This window comes from Methylobacterium sp. J-059, from assembly GCF_022829485.1.
In the GTDB taxonomy this organism is placed as follows: Bacteria; Pseudomonadota; Alphaproteobacteria; order Rhizobiales; family Beijerinckiaceae; genus Methylobacterium.
This window is the reverse complement of record NZ_JAKSYA010000183.1, coordinates 14,145-31,755: the sequence shown is the minus strand read 5'-3', so window position 1 is coordinate 31,755 and position 17,611 is coordinate 14,145. Positions and strand designations below refer to the sequence as shown.

Here is a 17,611-nt window from a genome sequence, read left to right as displayed (position 1 = left end):
GCGGAGGATCAGCTGATCGCGGCGCCGGTCAGGCTCGCCCAGACCGTGCCGTAATGGCAGGCGGCGGCCGCGAGCACGAAGGCGTGCCAGATCGCGTTCTGGAACGGAAGCTTGCGCCAGACGTGGAAGATCACCCCGACCGAGTAGAGCAGGCCGCCGATCGCGAGCATCCACAAAGCGGTCGGCTGCAGCGCCGCGATCACCGATTCGTAGGCGAACAGGCCGCACCAGCCGAGGAGCAGGTAGAGGCCGATCGACAGCCGGTCGAAGCGGCCGGGCAGTAGCAGCTTCACCGCGATGCCGATCCCGGCCACGATCCACACGAAGGCGAGGAGCGCCCACGCCGTCGGCCCGGTCCCGACCAGGGCGACGAGCGGCGTGTAGGTGCCGGCGATCATCAGGTAGATCAACGCGTGGTCGGCGCGGCGCAGCAGCCATTTGCGCGGGCCGACCGGGTAGAGGTTGTAGGTGGCCGAGACCGCCAGCATCGAGACCAGGGCGGTGGCGTAGACCGCCACCGCGACCCGCTCGGACGTGCCGAGATGCTCCGTCAGCGCCATCGACACCAGGGCCACCGCCCCGGCGAGGCCGAGGAGCACGCCGAGGCCGTGGACCACCCCGTCGGCGACGATCTCGCGCGGCGTATAGTGCCAGGTGAGACCAACCGGTCGTCCGTCTTCGGCCAGGAACATCACAGCCTCCTGCAACGCATCGAGGCTAAGCCGTTTCGATGACACTCGTTCCACCGGCAGACCACGCAGCGCCGAGCCGTCCCGACTTTTCCACCGATCAGGCTCAACATTCATCCTGAATCGGGGAAGCGGGCCTCCGAGCCGCCATCAGGCCCCGCGTCCAGCGAGCGCCTCGAAGCCGAACGGGGCGATCGCCGGGCCGGTCGTGCGCGTCGCGCGCACGAGGCCGCGGCTCAGGCGCGCATGGACGGTCGCCATCACCAGGACGGCCATCGCCAGCACCTGGTGCGCCAGGGCCGCCCAGAGCGGCACGGCCATCAGCAGCGTCGCGATGCCGAGCCCGGCCTGAGCCACGGCGAGCCCAGCGACGCCGGTGGCGCGCCGCGCGACCGCGCTGCCCGGGGCGGCGAGCCGCGCGTCGGCCGCGTGCGCGAGGGCGACGGCGAGCAGCAGGTAGGCGGTCAACCGGTGGTTGAGCTGAACCAGGGTGACGTTGTCGACGAAGTTCTCGATCCAGGGCCTGACCGAGAACAGCGTCTCGGCCGGCGGGATCAAGGCGCCGTCCATGGTCGGCCAGGTGTTGTGGACGAGACCGGCATGGGAGCCGGCGACCAGGCCGCCGAGGAAGATCTGCGCCAGCACCAGCGCCGGCAGGGCGAGCGCGACCGCGCGCAGGCGGGGTCGGGCCGGGGCGACGCTTTCGCTGCGCTCGCCGGCGGCGAGCCAGACGAGGCCCGCCAGGATCAGGCTGGCCATGGTGAGGTGCAGGGCGAGCTTGATCGGCGCCACGGCGGTCATGCCGGGCTGGAGACCCGAGGCCACCATGATCCAGCCGATCGCGCCCTGCGCGCCCCCGAGGATGCCGAGCGTCAGCAGGCCGAGGCCGAGGCGCCGGCTCAGCATGCCGCGCCACCAGAACGCGATCAGCGGCAGGAAGAACACCAGGCCGACGATCCGACCGAGCAGGCGGTGCCCCCATTCCCAGAAATACAGCACCTTGAAGTCCGACAGGCCCAGGCCCTGGTTGAGGATGCGGTATTGCGGCGTGTCGCGGTACTTCTCGAACTCGGTCGCCCAGTCGGCGGCCGAGAGCGGCGGCACCACGCCGGTCACGGGGCGCCACTCGGTGATCGACAGGCCGGACCCGGTCAGGCGCGTCGCGCCGCCGACCGCCACCATCGCCACGACGAGGGCGGCGAGCAGGTAGAGCCACGTGCGGACGGCGCCTTCGCGGCGCGGGGATTCGGCAGGCCTCATCGGGGCGTCGTCGCTCGGATCGGTGACAGGGCGCCACCGGGTTAGGCAAAGCCGGCGCCCGCGGCAACGTCCGGCGTTGCCGCACGCGCGCGGACCGCGGCGGGACGGCGCCGACAGGGCGATCGCGTGAAGCCGCCCGGGGCGGCTTCACGGCGCGAAGAGCGCCGCGCGCAGCGGGGTCTTCAGGACGAATGTCCTGGAGACCGTCGAGCGAAGCGAAAGCCCAAGCCCGCGGAGGCGGGCGCCGGCGATTGAGGCCAGCTGAAAACAAGGGCGATCGCTTTCAGCAATCGCCCTGACGGCGCCGATCCGACGCGTTGCCATCGCCGGCCGCCGGCGCTACCCCCCGGGGCGAGCATCAAGGGAATCGCATGCGCCGCCGCACCCGCACCCTGATCGGGACGATCGGGATCCTGGCCTTCGTCATCGTCTACGCGCCGCTGGCGATGGCGCTGGCCGACAGCCGCATCGCCGAGGCGCCGGCCCTGCTCCAGACCGTGCTCTACAGCATCCTCGGCATCGCCTGGATCTTCCCGCTGATGCCGCTGATCAAGTGGATGGAACGACCGGACCGCTGACGGCGCCCGCGTTTTCGCCGCACTCGGGGGCGAGAAGCGGCCGAACCGCGCCGCTTCGCTCGCAGATGTCCTTCATGCCCCTCCCGAAACCGTCCCCTGCCCTCGCCGGGTTGCTCCTCCTGTGGCTCGGCGGCACCGCCCTGGCCCAGGGGACGCCGCGTTCGGTCGGCGAGTGCGAGCGCCTGAAGAACGACCTCGCCTACAACCAGTGCCTGGCGATGTTCGGGCCGGCGGCCAAGAACGTCGCCGGCGGCTACGCGGCGGGCGAGACCCCGCCCGCGCCCGCCCTGCCCGCGACGGCGGCGGTCGCGACCCAGGCCGACGAGCCGGCCGAGGAGGCCCGCGGCAGCCGGCGCGGGCGCTACCGCGTCCGCCGCGGCCGCCAGAGCGCGGTGTTCACCGCGGGCAGCAGCGAGGGCCGGTCCTACCGGCACCGCCGCCGGCGGCGGTGACCGCGTCCGCCGGGCTCACGCCACGTTGAGGCGTCGGCCGCGGTTCCAGGCGAGGAAGGGCACGCCCGAGAGCAGGCCGGCCAGCGCCGCCCGCGACTGGTGGCAGCCGTTGACCGAGACCCGCGGCAGGGCGTGCAGGTGGCCGGCATGGTCGGGGAAGAGGTGGCCCGGCCGCGTCGTCACCGCGGTCTCGAAGCCGAGGTCGCGGGCGAGCGCGAATTCCCGCGCGCCGGCCGACGTCGGATCACCGACCGGATAGGACAGGTGCCGCACCGGCCGCGCCAGCTCCGCCGCCAGCCGGTCGCGACCCTCGCCGATCTCGCGGAGCGCCGCCTCGGCCGCGTGCTTGGCCAGCATCGGATGGCTGCGCGTGTGCGCGCCGAAGGTCACCGCAGGGTCCCGGCCCAGCGCCCTGAGGTCGTCCCACGACAGGCAGAGCTCGGCGGCGACCGCGCCGGGGGCGATGCCCGCCTCCCGGCACAAAGCCGCGATCCCGTCGAGCAGCCGCGCTTCCGAGCCGCTGCGCAGGTCGCGGTAGACCGCCTCGAAGGCGAGCGCCTTCTCCTGCGGGCTGCGCGCCGGCAGGTCGACCGTCCGCGTGCCGATCGCGACGCGGACCCGCTCCAGCCGGCCGATCGCCCGCTCCAGCTCGATCCACCACAGCCGCCCGGTCTGGTCGGCGAAGTCGCTGGTGACGAACAGCGTCCACGGCACGCCGTGGCGGCGCAGCACCGGCAGGGCGTGCTCGACGTTGTCGCGGTAGCCGTCGTCGAAGGTCAGCACCGCGAAGGGCGGCCGGTAGCGCGCGGCGGCGAGGCGCTCGGGCACCTCGTCGAGGCCGACGACCTCGAAGCCGCGGGCGTCGAGCTCGCGCAGCGTCGCGTCGAGGAAGTCCGGCGTGATCGAGAGCAGGCGGTTCGGCGCGTAGGGACCCGGCGCCTCCGGGCTGACATGGTGGAAGGTGAGGATGACCCCGAGGCCGCAGGCGGCCGGCGCGAGCCAGCGGTCGGCCCCCGTCGCCGAGACGGCCCGGAACCCGGCCTCGAACAGCCGGTGGCGGTTTCGGGACGACAGCATGGCACCGCCTCGATGGGGCAAGATCGATGAAGCAGAAGCGGGACGTCGCAGGCGATGCCGCGCGCCGCGTCGCCCGTTCCTTGTCCCGCTTCGATGTAAACAAAGGCTGAGGTTTCACCGGCGATCCCGGGACCCGAGGCGCGTCGCAACCATGCGTTAGCCACGTCGTCGCTTGGGCGGCGCCGATGCTTCGATCGCACCGCGCCGTACACCCCGGCTTAGGAGCGTGCGCACGAGAACTGGCGCCCGAGACCGATGGTTTGCTGCCTCCGCGAGAGGCCGGCGCGAGGGATGGGCGATGACGGTTCTGGCACGCGGTCCGATGAACCGGGATCTCGCAGGAGCGATCATGGCCCGCGCGGGCGCCCGATCCGGCCTGACCGCCGAGGTCTTCACCGATCTCGATGCCGTCGAGGCGCTGTGGCGCGGGCTCGAGGCCGACCCCGCCTGCCTCGCCACGCCCTACCAGCGCTTCGCCTGGGTCCGCGCCTATGCCGGCGCGGCCGTCGCCCCCGGCGCGCTGCGGATCGTCGTCCTGCGCGATGCCGCCGGCCGGCCGCGCATCCTGCTGCCGCTGGCGGTCGAGCGCCGCCGCGGGATCGCGATCGCCCGGACGCTCGGCGGCGACCACGCCAACTACCACCTGCCGCTCTTCGCCGCCCGCGACGCCGCCGCGGTGCCGGCCGAGGACGTGATCGCGGCGCTCGGCCTGGTCGGGTGCGCCGCCGGCATCGACGTCTACGCGCTCGGGCACCAGCCCCGCACCTGGGACGGGGCGGTCAACCCGCTGGCGATCCGCGGCGAGGCGGCACCGAGCGACGGCTACGGAATGATGCTCGGGCCCGATCCCGAATCGACGCTCAAGCGCGCCTTCAGCGCCGACGCGCGCAAGAAGCTGCGCTCGAAGGAGAAGCGCCTCGTCGAGGCGCACGGCGCCCTCGCCTACCGCAAGGCCGCCGACGGCGCCGAGGCCGCGCGGTTCCTGTCGGCCTTCTACGCTCAGAAGGCGGCACGCTTCGCCGCGATGGGCATCGCCGACCCTTATGCCGACCCCGCGATCCGCGCCTTCCTCACGGCGGCCACCGCGGGCGAGAACCCGGCGGTCGAGATCCACGCGCTGGTGCTGGAGGCGACCGGCCGCGTGCTCGCGACCTTCGGCGGGGCGGTCGACGGGGCGCGCTACAGCGGCATGATGACGGCGTTCGACGCCGACCCCGAGATCGCCCGCTTCAGCCCCGGCGACCTGCTGCTCCACCACCTCGTGCGCGACCAGGCCGCGCAGGGGCGCCGCGCCTTCGACCTCGGCGTCGGCGAGGCCCGCTACAAGGCGAGCGTCTGCGACGAGACCATCCCGCTGGTGGAGGCGACGCTGCCGGTGACGCTGCGCGGCCACGCCTACGGGTTCGTGGCGACGCGGCTCACCCGGCTCAAGCGCCGGATCAAGCGCGACCCGCGCCTGTTCGCCCTCGTCCGGCGCCTGCGGCGGATGAAGGGCGGTTGAAGCGGCTCGAGGCCCCGCCGTCTCCGCACGGAGACGGCGGGGCTCCGGTCACGCCGCCGACAGGCGCAGCGCCATCGGCTCGGTGCGGACGGCGCGGGCCTGAGCCGGCTGGTCCTGGGCGACGAGGACCTGGCCCGCGCCGGAATCCTCGGCGCTGGCGAACAGGTCGCCGAGATCGGGATCGTCGAGGGCCGCGTTCGAGGCGATGATCACGCTGTCCATCAGGCCGCCGAGGGCGGGGAGCAGGGCGTGCGCGCCCGGCTCCGCCCGCAGGCGGCAGACCACCCAGTCGTAGGCCTCGGCCATCGCCTCGACGGTGATCGCCACCGCGTCCGGCTCCTCGAGCAGCACCTCGGTCTCCAGCGAGCCGGCGGCGATCCGGTGCAGCCCGGAGCCGCGTTCGGCCTGGATCACGTCGAGGAAGGCGGCCTCCCCGGCGACGAGATCCGTCAGGCCCGGCGCGTCGGCGTCGGAGGCCGGTCCGTTCAGGTCGACCGAGAGCGCGGAGGCCCGGCCCGAGAGCGCCGCCTCGATCGCCTCGACGAGGCTCGGGCCTGCTGCAGGCCGGCCGGGGCCCGCGGTCTCGACGACGAGGAGGGTGCGCCCGCTGCCGGCACGCGGACCGGCTTCGAGGCGGGCGATCAGCGGCGCGAGATCGAACGCCGCGGCGCGGGGCGGCGCCGGCTCGGGCGTCGCGGCGACGGGCAGGACGGGTTCGGGCGCGGCTTCGGCCTCCTCGGCCGGCGCTTCGGCCGACGCGGAATGGGCCGACGCGCGCCCGGCCGATGCCGGCTCGGGAAAGGCAGGGTCGGCAAAGCGCGGCGCCGCGGCGCGCGGCGCGATCTCGGCCGCGGCCCAGTGGGCGGGGGGGACGGCCTCCGGGAAGGCGAAGCGCTCGGGCCGCTCGGCCGTGGCGTGCGCATCGGCCGCCACCGCCTCGCGCTCGCGCCGCCCGCCGCCGGTCGGATCGGACAGGAGGTGGCGGGCGATGACCGCGCCGGCGGCGAGCATCAGCGTCAGCAGGGTGGCGAAGGCGACGATCGGCAGCTTCTTGGGGAAGGACGGGATCTCCGGCGTCACCGCCCGCGAGATGATGCGCGCGTCGGCCGGCGTCGCGCTCTCGCCGTCGCGGGCGGCGGCCTCGCGGTAGCGCGACAGGTAGGATTCGAGCTGCTCGCGCTGGACCTTGGCCTCGCGCTCGAGGGCGCGCAGCTGGATCTCGCTGGTGTTGCCCTTGACCACCACGTCGCGCTGGCCGTCGACCGCCGCCTGCAGGCTCTCGACGCGGGAGGCCGCGATCTTGGCGTCGTTCTCCAGGGTGCGCCCGACGCGCTCGGCCGAGGCCTTGATCTGGGCGTCGAGATCCTGGAGCTGCGCGGTCAGCTCCTTGATGCGCGGATGCGCCGGCAGCAGCGTGCGCGATTCCAGGGCGAGCTGCCCGCGGATCGTGATGCGGTTCTCGACGGTGCGCCGGATCACCTCGTTGTTGGCGACGTCCGGGATCTCGAAGGCGCGCCCGTCCTTGATCATCTCCTTGACGGCCTTCGCCCGGCCGGCGAGATCCGCCTTCAGGATGCGGGCCTGCGACAGCTGGCTCGAGAGCTCGCCGAGCTGCTGGGCGTTGAGCGGCTGGCCGGTGGCGCCGGTGGAGCCGACGAGGCCGTTGCCTGCGCGGTAGGCCTCGACCCGCGCCTCGGCCTCGGCGACGCGCTTGCGCAGGCTGTCGATGTTGCCGCCGAGCCAGGTCGAGGCGTAGCGCGCGGTGTCGACCTTGGCCGCCTCCAGGGCCGCGATGTAGAGCTCGGAGACGGTGTTGGCGCCCTTGGCCGCCAGCTCCGCGTCCTTCGCGCGGAACTCGACCGAGAGGATGCGCGACTTGCCCGCCGGGAAGACCAGCAGCCGCTCGAAATAGGCTTCCAGCACCCGGTCCTCGGCCGGACGGTCGAGGGGGTTCTTGGCGAGCCCGAGCATCATCAGGGTGCGCTGGACCGGGCCGATGGTGCCGGCGCTCGGATCGAATTCCGGGTTGCCGACGAGGTTCAGCCGGCGGATCGCCTCGCGGGCGAGGTCGCGCGACATCATCACCTGGACCTGGCTCGCCACCGCCTGCTCGTCGATCGGCGGGACCTGCTCGGCGCGCTCGGAGGCGGTGCGGGCGAAGGCGGCCTCGCGGCTCTCCAGCAGCAGCTTGGCCTCGCCGGTGTAGCGCGGCGAGACCACCTGGACGAACACCGTCGACAGCCCCGCGACGACCAGCGTCGGCACCGCGATCCAGTGCCAGGACCGGCGCAGCAGCGCGGGAACCTGGGCCAGGCTGATGCCGTCGGCCGGGGCCGGCCTTTCGGCGAAGGCCGGCCTCTCGCTGAAGGCGGCCGCGCGCGGGGCGATTCGGGACATGGCACGATCTCTTGGCGATGCCGGGCCGCGACTGTGCCCGCGCATCAACACGTGAGATCAATAGAACCTGTTAAGGTTGCCTGAGAGTTAAGGCCGGCCCGATGCGGACTGCTCCGACGCGGGGCGACAGCATTTCTTAACCTTAACGGATTACGCCACGACCGATCAGGCAATCACGACGGCTGTGGTGATGAACCGACGCGTACTCCTCCTCGTCCTCGCCGCCAGCCTCGGGCTCGGCGGCTGCCTGCGGCCGGACTACCGGACCGCCCAGCTCGACGCCACCGGCACCGGCTCGATCGGCGCGCGCTACCCGCTCGCGGCCGGCGACAAGCTCCGCGTCATCGTGTTCGGGCAGGACAACCTGTCCAACATCTACGCGGTCGACGGCGGCGGCCGCATCGCGATGCCGCTGATCGGCGTCGTCCAGATCGGCGGGCAGACCACGGGGCAGGCCGCGCGCACCATCGAGGCCAAGCTCGCCGCCGGCTTCGTGCGCGAGCCGCACGTCACCGTCGAGGTCGACGCCTACCGCCCGTTCTACATCCTGGGCGAGGTCACCACCTCGGGGCAGTATCCCTTCGTCAACGGCATGACCGTCGAGACCGCGGTGGCGATCGCCGCCGGGTTCGGCCCGCGGGCGGCGCGCGACTACGCCGTGCTCACCCGCGAGGGCAAGGGCGGCGCCACATCCGGCCCCGGCCTCGAGCCGACCAACGAGGCGGGCCGCGAGGGACTGGTCTCGGGCATCGTGCCGATGACCTATCCCGTGCGCCCCGGCGACACGATCGTCATCAAGGAGCGGTTCTTCTGAGGCGCCCGCTCGTGCGAAGGGGATAAAAGCCGGCGCGTTAGGCGACCGTTGACCCTCGCATCGGGAAAAGGCGGCGCCGCGGCCCGGCCGATTCGGGCCGGCACCCGCGCTTAACCGGCTGGACAGGGCCGGCATGGCACGCAGGCGAGGCCGGCCGAACGCGCCGGCCTGGAGACGTCCGCCGTGACCCCGTCCGTCAGCCCTTCGGATGCCGAGCCCCGCCGCATCCTGCACGTGTTCCGCGCGCCCGTCGGCGGCCTGTTCCGCCACGTGGTCGACCTCGCACGGCTCCAGGCCGCGGCCGGCCACCGCGTCGGGATCGTGTGCGACGCGACCACCGGCGGCGAGCGCGCCGTCCGGGCGCTGGCCGATCTCGCGCCCTGCCTCGCCCTCGGCGTCACCCGGATCCCGATGCGGCGCAACCCGCACCCGTCCGACCTCGCCTGCCTGCGCGCGGTGGCGGCCCGCGCCGACGCCGCAGCCGCCGACGTGCTGCACGGGCACGGCGCCAAGGGCGGCGCCTACGCCCGCCTCGCCCACGTTCCCCGCGGCCGGCCCGTGATCCGCGCCTACACCCCGCATGGCGGCAGCTACAATTACCGGCCCGGCAGCCTGCTGCACCGGGTCTACATGGGCGCCGAGGGTCTCCTCGCCCGCCGGACCGACGTGTTCCTGTTCGAGAGCGAGTACGTCGCCGGGCGCCACCGCGCCTATGTCGGCACCCACGGCCGCGTCAGCCGCATCGTCCACAACGGCCTGAGCGAGGCCGAGTTCGCGCCCGTGACGCCGGCGGCCGACCCGTTCGACCTGCTCTACGTGGGCGAGCTGCGCGACGCCAAGGGGCTGCCGATCCTGCTTCAGGCCCTGGCGCTGCTGCGCGCCGAGGGCCGCCGGGTCCGGCTGTTGATGGTCGGCTCGGGCCCGGATGCCGGGCAGCTCCAGGCCAAGGCCGAAGCCCTCGGCCTCGCCGGCGCCATCGCCTTCGAGCCGGCCCAGGCGATCCGCTCCGTCCTCGCCCGCGGACGGATCATGGTGGTGCCGTCCTTCGCCGAGTCCCTCCCCTACGTGGTGCTCGAGGCCGCCGCGGCCGCCCAGCCGCTGGTCGCCACCGATGTCGGCGGCATCCCCGAGATCTTCGGCTCGGCCGCGGGCGATCTCGTCCCGGCCCGCGATCCGATCGCGCTGCAGCGGGCGATCGCCCGCGTCCTCGACGAGGCGCCCGAGAGCCGCGTCGCCCGGTTCCGGACCTTGAGCGACTCGGTGCGCCAGCGCTTCTCGATGGAGCGGATGGGCGCCGACGTGCTCTCGGGCTACGCCGCCGCCTTCCGGGCCCGCCGCCCCGTGGCGTCCGCCGAGCCGGCCCGCGTCGGGGCCGCCTGAGCCCCGGACCCTCGCACGAACGTGATTCCCGCCCGTCGCGGGCGCGCAGAAGGACGGCGGCGGCGCCTGCAGCTTTAAGTAATCCGATAGGTCGGTTTGAGACACTTCCCGGCAGGAACTAGCCCGCTGGACTGCTGGGAAGCGACCGATGAGTGCCTTCGACGTCCGTGATCTTCTGAAGGTCGCCGGACACGGCGAGACCGCGGCGGCCCGCTTCGCCGAGCCCGCGCCGCAGGCGGCGCCGCTGGCCGAGACGGTCTCCGTCCTCCCGGCCCAGGCGATCTCGCCGGTGGTGATCGCAGGGCTGGTGCGGGCGGCGGAGTTCGTCCTGATCGGCTGCCTCGGCGCGGGCCTGCACCTGACGCTGCTGCGCGGCGTGGTTCCGTTCGGGCTGACCTATGCCGGGGCGGTCGTCGCGGTGGCCGCCCTGGCGATCGCCGCCTTCCAGGCCGCCGGCACCTACCGGATCGGCGCGTTCCGCACCTTCTTCAAGACCGCGATCAAGATCTCGGCCGGCTGGATGCTCGCCTTCCTCCTGGTGGCGACCGGCCTCGTGCTGGCCAAGGTCGCCGACCATTATTCCCGCCTGTGGCTGGCCGCCTACTTCGCCGGCGGCCTCGGCCTGCTGCTGACCGGCCGGTTCGTCCTGTCGCGCGTGATCGTGGCGCAGACCCGGAAGGGCCGTTTCGACCGGCGCACCGCGATCGTCGGCGGCGGCAAGGCCGCCGAGGAGCTCATCGCCGCCCTCGAGACGCAGAGCGAGGGCGGCATCCGCATCGTCGGCGTGTTCGACGACCGCAACGACGACCGCTCCACCGACGTGGTCGCCGGATACCCGAAGCTCGGCACCGTCAGCGACCTCGTCGCCTACGCCCGCGCCACGCGCCTCGACCTGATCGTGTTCACGATCCCGATCTCGGCCGAGGGGCGCATCCTGCAGATGCTCTCGAAGCTCTGGGTCCTGCCGATCGACATCCGCCTCTCAGCGCACGCGACGAAGCTGCGCCTGCGCCCGCGCAGCTACTCCTATCTCGGCTCGGTGCCGGTGCTCGACGTGTTCGACCGCCCGATCGCCGACTGGGACGTGGTGATGAAGACGGTGTTCGACCGCGCGGTCGGCCTGCTGATGCTGGCCGCGCTCGCCCCGGTGATGATCGGCGTCGCGCTCGCGGTGAAGCTGACCTCGCGCGGCCCGGTGTTCTTCCGGCAGAAGCGCCACGGCTTCAACAACGAGCTGATCGACGTGTTCAAGTTCCGCTCGATGTACGTCGACGCCTGCGACGCCACGGCGGCGAGGATGGTGACCAAGGGCGATGCGCGCGTGACCCCGGTCGGCCGGTTCATCCGCAAGACCTCGCTCGACGAGCTGCCGCAGCTCTTCAACGTGATCAAGGGCGACCTCTCCCTCGTCGGCCCCCGTCCGCACGCGCTGCAGGCGAAGGCCGCCAACACGCTCTACGACCAGGTCGTCGACGGCTACTTTGCCCGCCACAAGGTCAAGCCCGGCATCACCGGCTGGGCCCAGGTCAACGGCTGGCGCGGCGAGACCGACACCAGCGAGAAGCTCCAGCGCCGGGTCGAGCACGACCTGTACTACATCGAGAACTGGTCGGTGCTGTTCGATCTCCAGATCCTGCTGACCACGCCGTTCGCCCTCTTCAGGACCGAGAACGCGTACTGACCGGGCCGGGGCAGGCGGGACCCGGAAAACGAAGACAGGGCGGCTCGCGAGAGCCGCCCTGTCCGTTCGTTGCGGACGCGGCGAAGCGGCTACGGCAGCGCGCCGGCCTTCTCCTTGGCCTTCATGATGGTGTCGCGGCAGGCATCGGCCTTGCCGGCCTTGTCCTCGCCGCGCGCCTTCTCGACGAGGTCGCGAGCCTCCTTCACGCCGCCGGCGGTGGAGGTCGTCGACGGGTCGCTGGGCTTGCCCCCGGGCGGCGCGGACAGCGCCTTGTCGGAATTCGACGAGGTCGTGCCGCCCACCGGCTCCTTGCCGGTCACCTTTTCCGCGCCGGCGCTGTCGAGGCGCCGCTCCAGCGTCGCGATCTCCTCGGAGCAGGAGCTCGCGAAGGCGGGCGCCGCGGAGACGAGGAGGAGGGCGGCCGAGACCGCGTGGACCAATCGCATGAGAACTCCCTGAAGCTTTTCGCGCGGGCGAGTGGCCCGCGTCGTTTCGGTTGCAGGGGGCAAGCGACGAAGCGCGACCGTGTTCCGGTGGCGTGAGGCCGCAGGCCCGCACGCGCCCCGCCGAACGCGAAGGGGGCGCGGACCTCCCGGTCCACGCCCCCTCCTCCCGGGCCCGCGGGGCAATCGATCCGCGCGGTCAGTACTTGCGGATGATCGGCTCCGCCATCGGGACCGGATCGGGGCCGAAGGCGTAGCGGATGCCGCCGTAGATCGAGAGCGGCTGCGCCAGCGTCGTCGTGCGCGGATCGTTGATGGTGAGGTTGCCGGCGACGGGCCCACGCTCGGCGAAGGTGCCGAAGTTGGCGTAGCGGTTGTTGGTCAGGTTGGTGATCAAGCCGAAAACCTGAAGGTTCGGCGTGACTTGGTAGGTGGTGTTGAGGCCGAGCACGAGGTAGGCCGGCAGCTTCGGATTCAGGTTCGACTCGTCGCCGCGATAGTAGGCGGAGGAGAAGGCCTGGAGGTTCATGCCGAAGCGCCAGCCCGGCAGGACGAGGTAGTCGAAGCCGACCTTGAACTGGTGGTTGGGGATCAGCGGCACCTGGTTGCCGCGGGTCACGGCGATGGCGCCGTCGTCGGCCAGGGGGTTGTTGGGCGAGGACAGGGTTCCGTTGAACTGGAAGGTGGCGTCGATCAGGGCGTAGTTGGCGTAGACCGAGAGGTCGCCGCGGGTGTAGTCGGCCGCGACCTCGATGCCCTGCCGCTGGGTCGCCGGCACGTTGACGAAGTAGCCGCGCGCCGCGTTGCCGGGGGTCGCGAGCTGGATGATGTCGTTGGCGAGATCCGTGCGGAAGGCGCCGACCTTGTAGGTCACGAGGCCGCCCTCGTAGACGTTCGGGATCTGGCCGCGGATGCCGACCTCGTAGGTCTGTGCGGTGACCTGCTTGAGCGGCGGGTCGGCGACGAGCGAGTTCGGCAGCAGGCAGGGCCGGTCCGGGTTGGAGCAGGCGGTCTCGAGCGGCGTCGGCGCGCGGTTCGATTCCGAGTAGCCGCCGTAGAGCGACAGGCCCGGGGTGAAGCGGTAGGTCAGGCCCGCCACCGGGTTGATCTTGTTGTAGTAGTAGGTCCCGTTCACGTCCGGCGAGAAGCCGGTCTGGTCGGTCGTCGTGAGGCGGGCGAAGTTCAGGCGCGCCCCGGCCGTGAGCGACAGCGCGTCGGTCACGTCGAACGTGTCCGTCGCGTAGAGGCCCATGTAGAGGTTCGAGCCGATGACGTTCGAGGGCGCGATGCCGAGCGCGGCCGCGGTCCGCAGCTGCGTCGTGCCGAGGCCGGGGATGGTGCCGTAGTACGGGTTGTTCGGATCGGTGGTCACCCGCAGATCCGGGTTGATGACGCCCAGCGTGCTCGACGACTTGAAGCTGAAGTCGGCGACGTCGATGCTGCCGCCGACGACGAAGCTGTTGCCGAAGCCGAAGATCTTGTCGCGGTTGGCCGCCTGGAGCGAGCCGCCGTAGCTCGTCGCCTCGGTCTTGGTCACGTCCAGCGTGCCGTAGGGCACGTTCGGGGTGAAGGGGATGCGCCGGTTGTTGGCGCCGAGGATGGTGAACTGGTTGCGGAAGGCGAGATTGGACTGTCCCGGCGCCTGGGCGAAGCCGTCATCCTCGAAGCAGAGGAAGCCGCGGTTGCTCGACTGGCGGCTGCAGTTCTCGAAGTTGCCGTCGTTGCCGTCGACGTAGGTGTTGCTGAAGCGGCGGAAATAGGCGTTTCCGGCGAGATCCCAGGTCGGCGAGATGTCGACGCGGCCGGTCACCTGCATGGTGCCCATCTCGGTCGTGGTGGTCTGCGGGAAGGTGAAGATCGCCCGCGGGTCGACATGGGTGAAGTCCACCGGGGTCGCGGCGGCCGCGCCGAAGAAGGTCCGGGCGAAGTTGCCGATCAGGTGGAACTCGGAATCGAGGGTGCGGTAGCCGAGGTCGGTGTAGAGGCGCCCGATCGTCGACGGGCTCTCGTAGCGCCATCCGCGGTCGTTGAGGCCGTCGCCGTTGAAGTAGAAGCTCCACGGCCCGATCACCTTGCCGTACTCGAGCGAGCCGGCGATGCGGCCGTCCGAGCCGCCGAGCGCGGTGACCTCCGTGCCCTGCCAGGTGAAGCCGTTCTTCATCTGGATGTTGACCGCGCCGCCGATGGCGTTGAGGCCGAACACCGGGTTGCCGGTGACGATGTCGATGCGCTGGATCGCCGTCGGCGGGATCAGGTCGAACTGGACGGTGTCGCCGAAGGCCTCGTTGATGCGCACGCCGTTCTGGTAGACGGCCAGGCCCTGCGGCACGCCCTGCACCGGCGAAGCGGTGAAGCCGCGGTAGTTCACGTCGGTGCGGTTGGAGTTGCCCTGCGAATCCGAAAGGTTGAGGCCGGGCGTGCGCCGCGCCAGCGTGGCCACCGCGTTGAAGGTGCCGCGATCGATGTCGAGGTCGGCCGCCGTGACGGTCTCGACCGTGCTCGGGATCTTGTAGAGCGGCTGCTCGCCGCCGCGCAGGCGCGGCAGGCCGGCGGAGGAGAGCGGCGCCGCGCTCGGCGACACGACCGGGGTCGCGCCGAGCGGCGGGGCGGCCAGCGTGCTGCCCGAGCCCGACCCGCCGACCGGGGTCGTCGCCACGACGCTGATCTCCGACAGCGTCACCGAACTCTGTGCGTAGGCTGCACCCGGCAGCAATGCCACCGAGGCGATCAGGCTTCCGCGAAGCGCCCGCATTGTCATTCCCCAACCCCGAACCGTCGAACAGCGTGCCCCCTCTGCGGCGGGCTTGCCCAGCACTCATGCAAGGCGCGTCGAGATCGGACAATCGCGGGACGACCGTGATCCGGCGGAAAACGCCGCTCACGGGGCCGTTACGCGCGGAAACGGATGACCCGTGGTCCGCGTGCAACAGATTTTCTATGTCTCATCAAAGGCTTAGGGAGTGTTCGGCAATGCTGCCCGGGACGATTCGGCAACCCGGTTCCGGGTCGCCGGGCGGCGTCAGAGCCTGGCCTGGATCTTCTTGGCGATCTCGCCGAGGCGCTGCTCCAGGAGCTGCGGCACCTCGCAGACGTAGGTCAGCGACTGGCTGCGCTCCTGGAAGATGCGGCGATCCCAGGCGAACTTGGTCTCGATGTCGGATTGCTCCTTCGAGACCTCGCGGGCGTCGGCCGCGCTCGGGCCGTCCTTGGTCTGGCTGATGGTGTCGGCCTCGTCGCGGATGCGCTCGGCCATGCGGCGCTGTCCCTGCGCGTAGCGCGCGATCCCGCCCATCACCTTGTCGCGCTCGCCGTTGATGACCTCGAACACGCCCGCATAGACGTGGGCGAGGCCCTTGGCCTTGTCGGCCGCCGGCACCTTGGCGACGTAGGCGTCGATCAGCGGATCGACCTCGGTGAGCTCGGTCCGGCGGGAGGCGAGCTTCTGCGCCAGCACCGCGGCGTCGTTGTCGTCGCCCCAGGCGCCGGCGGCGGCGATGTCTGACCCGGTCCAGAACTGGCCGGGGCTCAGGGTCGCGACCTTGCGCTGGACGCAGGGCCAGTCCGGGTCGGTCCTGGGCTGCGCCAGCGCGGGCGCGGCGAGGCCGGCCAGGGCGACGCCGAGGGCGGCGAGGGAGCAGAAGCGGGAAGCGATCATGACGGGTCTCCGGCCGGGCCGCCGCGCCGGGCCATGATGCCGCGGCCGGGATCGTAGGCGACGACGGCGAGGGTGAAGAAGGCGAGGGTCACGCCGAGCACGACCGCGCACGAGACCGGCTCGAACTGCCCGTAGAGGGCGAAGCGCACGAGCTGGACGGCGTGGGTGAAGGGATTGCACTGGCAGATCCAGTACAGCGTCTCCGAGGATTCGCGGAGGCGCCAGAGCGGGTAGAGCGCCGACGAGGCGAAGAACATCGGGAAGATCACGAAGTTCATCACGCTGGCGAAGTTCTCGAGCTGCTTGACCATCGACGACAGCAGCAGGCCGATCGAGCCGAGCATCAGCCCGGCGGCGATGAAGGCCGGCAGGGCCGCGAGGTAGCCGACGGCCGGGATGTCGAGGTCCCAGAACCAGGCGATGGCGAGGAAGGCGTAGGCCTGCACCACCGAGACGGTGACGCCCGCGATCAGCTTGGCGAGCAGCAGCAGCCAGCGCGGATACGGGCTCGTCAGCAGCACCTTCATCGAGCCGACCTCGCGGTCGTAGACCATCGAGAGCGAGGATTGCATGCCGTTGAACAGCTGGATCATCACCGCCAGCCCCGGCACCACGTAGACCTCGTAGAGCACGTAGGTCTGGTACGGCGGCTCGATCGACACGCCGAGGGTGTTGCGGAAGCCCGCCGCGAAGATGAACAGCCATACCAGCGGCCGCACCAGCGCCGAGAAGAACCGCTCCTTCTGGTTGAAGAAGCGCAACAGCTCGCGCCGGACGATGCCGCCGAGGCAGATCAGGTAGCCGACCCCGTCGAGCCGGCCGAGATGGGCGGGCGGGCGCGTCGCGTCCGCCGCCACGGTGCGGGCGTCGACCGCCGTCGGCGTGCCGATGGGCGTGCTCATGCAGCCTCCCTCGCCGGCTTGGCCGGCTCGGCCACGAGCCGGCGGAACGCCTCCTCGAGGGTTTCGTCGGCCCCGCCGATGGTGCCGGCCCGTCCGCGCGCGACGATGCGGCCCCGGTGCAGCACCACCGCGTCGTCCTCCGCCGCGATCTCCTCGAAGATGTGGGTCGCCCACAGCACCGAGAGCCCCTCCTCGCGCACGAGCGCGCGGACGATCGCGACGATGTCGGCCCGCGATTCGAGGTCGAGGCCGACGGTGGGCTCGTCGAGCAGCAGCAGGCTTGGATGGTGGACCAGCGAGCGCGCGATCTCGATGCGGCGCGACTGGCCACCGGAGAGCGTCCGCACCTTGTCGGCGCGCCGGTCCGCCAGCTCGACCCGGTCGAGCAGCACCGCGATCCGCGCCTTGGCGGCCTTGCGCGCGATGCCGTGAAGCGCCGCGTGATAGAGCAGGTTCTGCTCGACGGTGAGGTCGGTGTCCAAGGTCCGTGCCTGGAACACCACGCCGAGGCGGGCGAGCGCGCGCGACGGCTCGCGATCGAGGGCGTGGCCGAAGATCGCGACCCGGCCGTGGCGGTTGTTGTAGAGCCGGGTGATCAGGGAGAACAGCGTGGTCTTGCCGGCGCCGTTGGGCCCGAGCAGCGCCATGAAGCGCCCGCGCTCGACGGTGATCGACACGTCCGACAGCGCCCGGCGCGCGCCGAAGCTGTGGCTGACGTCGGCCACCTCCAGCGCCGGGGCCTCGCCCGCCGGACGCCCGCCCGCACCCATCGCCCGAGCGCC

Annotated in this window: 15 protein-coding genes; 6 read left to right on the top strand and 9 right to left on the bottom strand. The window is 72.0% G+C overall.

Going from position 1 to position 17,611, the window contains the following annotated elements; genetic code table 11:
* Positions 1-8 precede the first annotated feature (8 nt).
* Both trhA and MKK55_RS28070 read right to left on the bottom strand, forming a co-directional pair.
* Positions 9-692 carry a PAQR family membrane homeostasis protein TrhA gene (gene trhA / locus MKK55_RS28075; RefSeq protein ID WP_147729078.1) on the bottom strand — a complete coding sequence of 228 codons (684 nt, stop codon included), beginning with the start codon at positions 690-692 and terminating at the stop codon, positions 9-11.
* Between the two features lie 147 nt (positions 693-839).
* Complete coding sequence (locus tag MKK55_RS28070) at positions 840-1,949, bottom strand: COX15/CtaA family protein (RefSeq protein WP_243938981.1); 1,110 nt, start codon at positions 1,947-1,949, stop codon at positions 840-842.
* Between the two features lie 371 nt (positions 1,950-2,320).
* Between MKK55_RS28070 and MKK55_RS28065 the strand changes: the two genes are divergently transcribed.
* Both MKK55_RS28065 and MKK55_RS28060 read left to right on the top strand, forming a co-directional pair.
* Positions 2,321-2,527, top strand: coding sequence for a DUF2842 domain-containing protein (locus tag MKK55_RS28065; protein WP_147729767.1), 207 nt, complete (start codon positions 2,321-2,323; stop codon positions 2,525-2,527).
* A gap of 74 nt (positions 2,528-2,601) precedes the next feature.
* Positions 2,602-2,979, top strand: coding sequence for a hypothetical protein (locus MKK55_RS28060; RefSeq protein WP_147858710.1), 378 nt, complete (start codon positions 2,602-2,604; stop codon positions 2,977-2,979).
* 15 nt (positions 2,980-2,994) lie between these two features.
* Here the strand turns inward: MKK55_RS28060 and MKK55_RS28055 are convergent, their stop codons facing one another.
* On the bottom strand, positions 2,995-4,056 hold the full coding sequence (locus MKK55_RS28055; protein WP_147858709.1) for a polysaccharide deacetylase family protein: 1,062 nt from the start codon (positions 4,054-4,056) through the stop codon (positions 2,995-2,997).
* A gap of 349 nt (positions 4,057-4,405) precedes the next feature.
* On the opposite strand from MKK55_RS28055, the gene MKK55_RS28050 reads away from it, so the two are divergent.
* Positions 4,406-5,557: a GNAT family N-acetyltransferase gene (locus tag MKK55_RS28050; protein WP_243938979.1), complete on the top strand. Its 1,152-nt coding sequence runs from the start codon at positions 4,406-4,408 to the stop codon at positions 5,555-5,557.
* A gap of 48 nt (positions 5,558-5,605) precedes the next feature.
* On the opposite strand, the gene MKK55_RS28045 is transcribed toward MKK55_RS28050, so the two are convergent.
* Entirely contained in the window at positions 5,606-7,954 is a 2,349-nt protein-coding gene (locus tag MKK55_RS28045; RefSeq protein WP_243938977.1) for a GumC family protein, read from the bottom strand.
* A gap of 190 nt (positions 7,955-8,144) precedes the next feature.
* Between MKK55_RS28045 and MKK55_RS28040 the strand changes: the two genes are divergently transcribed.
* The 3 genes from MKK55_RS28040 to MKK55_RS28030 all read left to right on the top strand — a co-directional run bounded on the left by MKK55_RS28040 (position 8,145) and on the right by MKK55_RS28030 (position 11,829).
* A complete protein-coding gene (locus MKK55_RS28040; protein ID WP_147842834.1) occupies positions 8,145-8,768 on the top strand; it encodes a polysaccharide biosynthesis/export family protein in 624 nt (207 codons plus the stop codon).
* A 183-nt stretch (positions 8,769-8,951) separates the two neighbouring features.
* Positions 8,952-10,148 carry a glycosyltransferase family 4 protein gene (locus MKK55_RS28035; RefSeq protein ID WP_243938974.1) on the top strand — a complete coding sequence of 399 codons (1,197 nt, stop codon included), beginning with the start codon at positions 8,952-8,954 and terminating at the stop codon, positions 10,146-10,148.
* 148 nt (positions 10,149-10,296) lie between these two features.
* Entirely contained in the window at positions 10,297-11,829 is a 1,533-nt protein-coding gene (locus tag MKK55_RS28030; RefSeq protein ID WP_243938942.1) for an undecaprenyl-phosphate glucose phosphotransferase, read from the top strand.
* 89 nt (positions 11,830-11,918) lie between these two features.
* On the opposite strand, the gene MKK55_RS28025 is transcribed toward MKK55_RS28030, so the two are convergent.
* From MKK55_RS28025 to MKK55_RS28005, 5 genes are all read right to left on the bottom strand, one after another.
* Entirely contained in the window at positions 11,919-12,275 is a 357-nt protein-coding gene (locus tag MKK55_RS28025; protein ID WP_147728714.1) for a hypothetical protein, read from the bottom strand.
* A gap of 196 nt (positions 12,276-12,471) precedes the next feature.
* A complete protein-coding gene (locus MKK55_RS28020; protein WP_405042853.1) occupies positions 12,472-15,024 on the bottom strand; it encodes a TonB-dependent receptor domain-containing protein in 2,553 nt (850 codons plus the stop codon).
* A gap of 267 nt (positions 15,025-15,291) precedes the next feature.
* Positions 15,292-15,927, bottom strand: a complete 636-nt coding sequence (locus tag MKK55_RS28015; protein WP_243938969.1) for a hypothetical protein — start codon at positions 15,925-15,927, stop codon at positions 15,292-15,294.
* A complete protein-coding gene (locus MKK55_RS28010; protein ID WP_243938967.1) occupies positions 15,924-16,829 on the bottom strand; it encodes an ABC transporter permease in 906 nt (301 codons plus the stop codon). Before MKK55_RS28010 ends, MKK55_RS28015 begins: the two co-directional genes overlap by 4 nt.
* On the bottom strand, positions 16,826-17,599 hold the full coding sequence (locus MKK55_RS28005; protein ID WP_409566140.1) for an ABC transporter ATP-binding protein: 774 nt from the start codon (positions 17,597-17,599) through the stop codon (positions 16,826-16,828). The genes MKK55_RS28010 and MKK55_RS28005 overlap by 4 nt, the downstream gene beginning before the upstream one ends.
* Between the last annotated feature and the right edge of the window lie 12 nt (positions 17,600-17,611).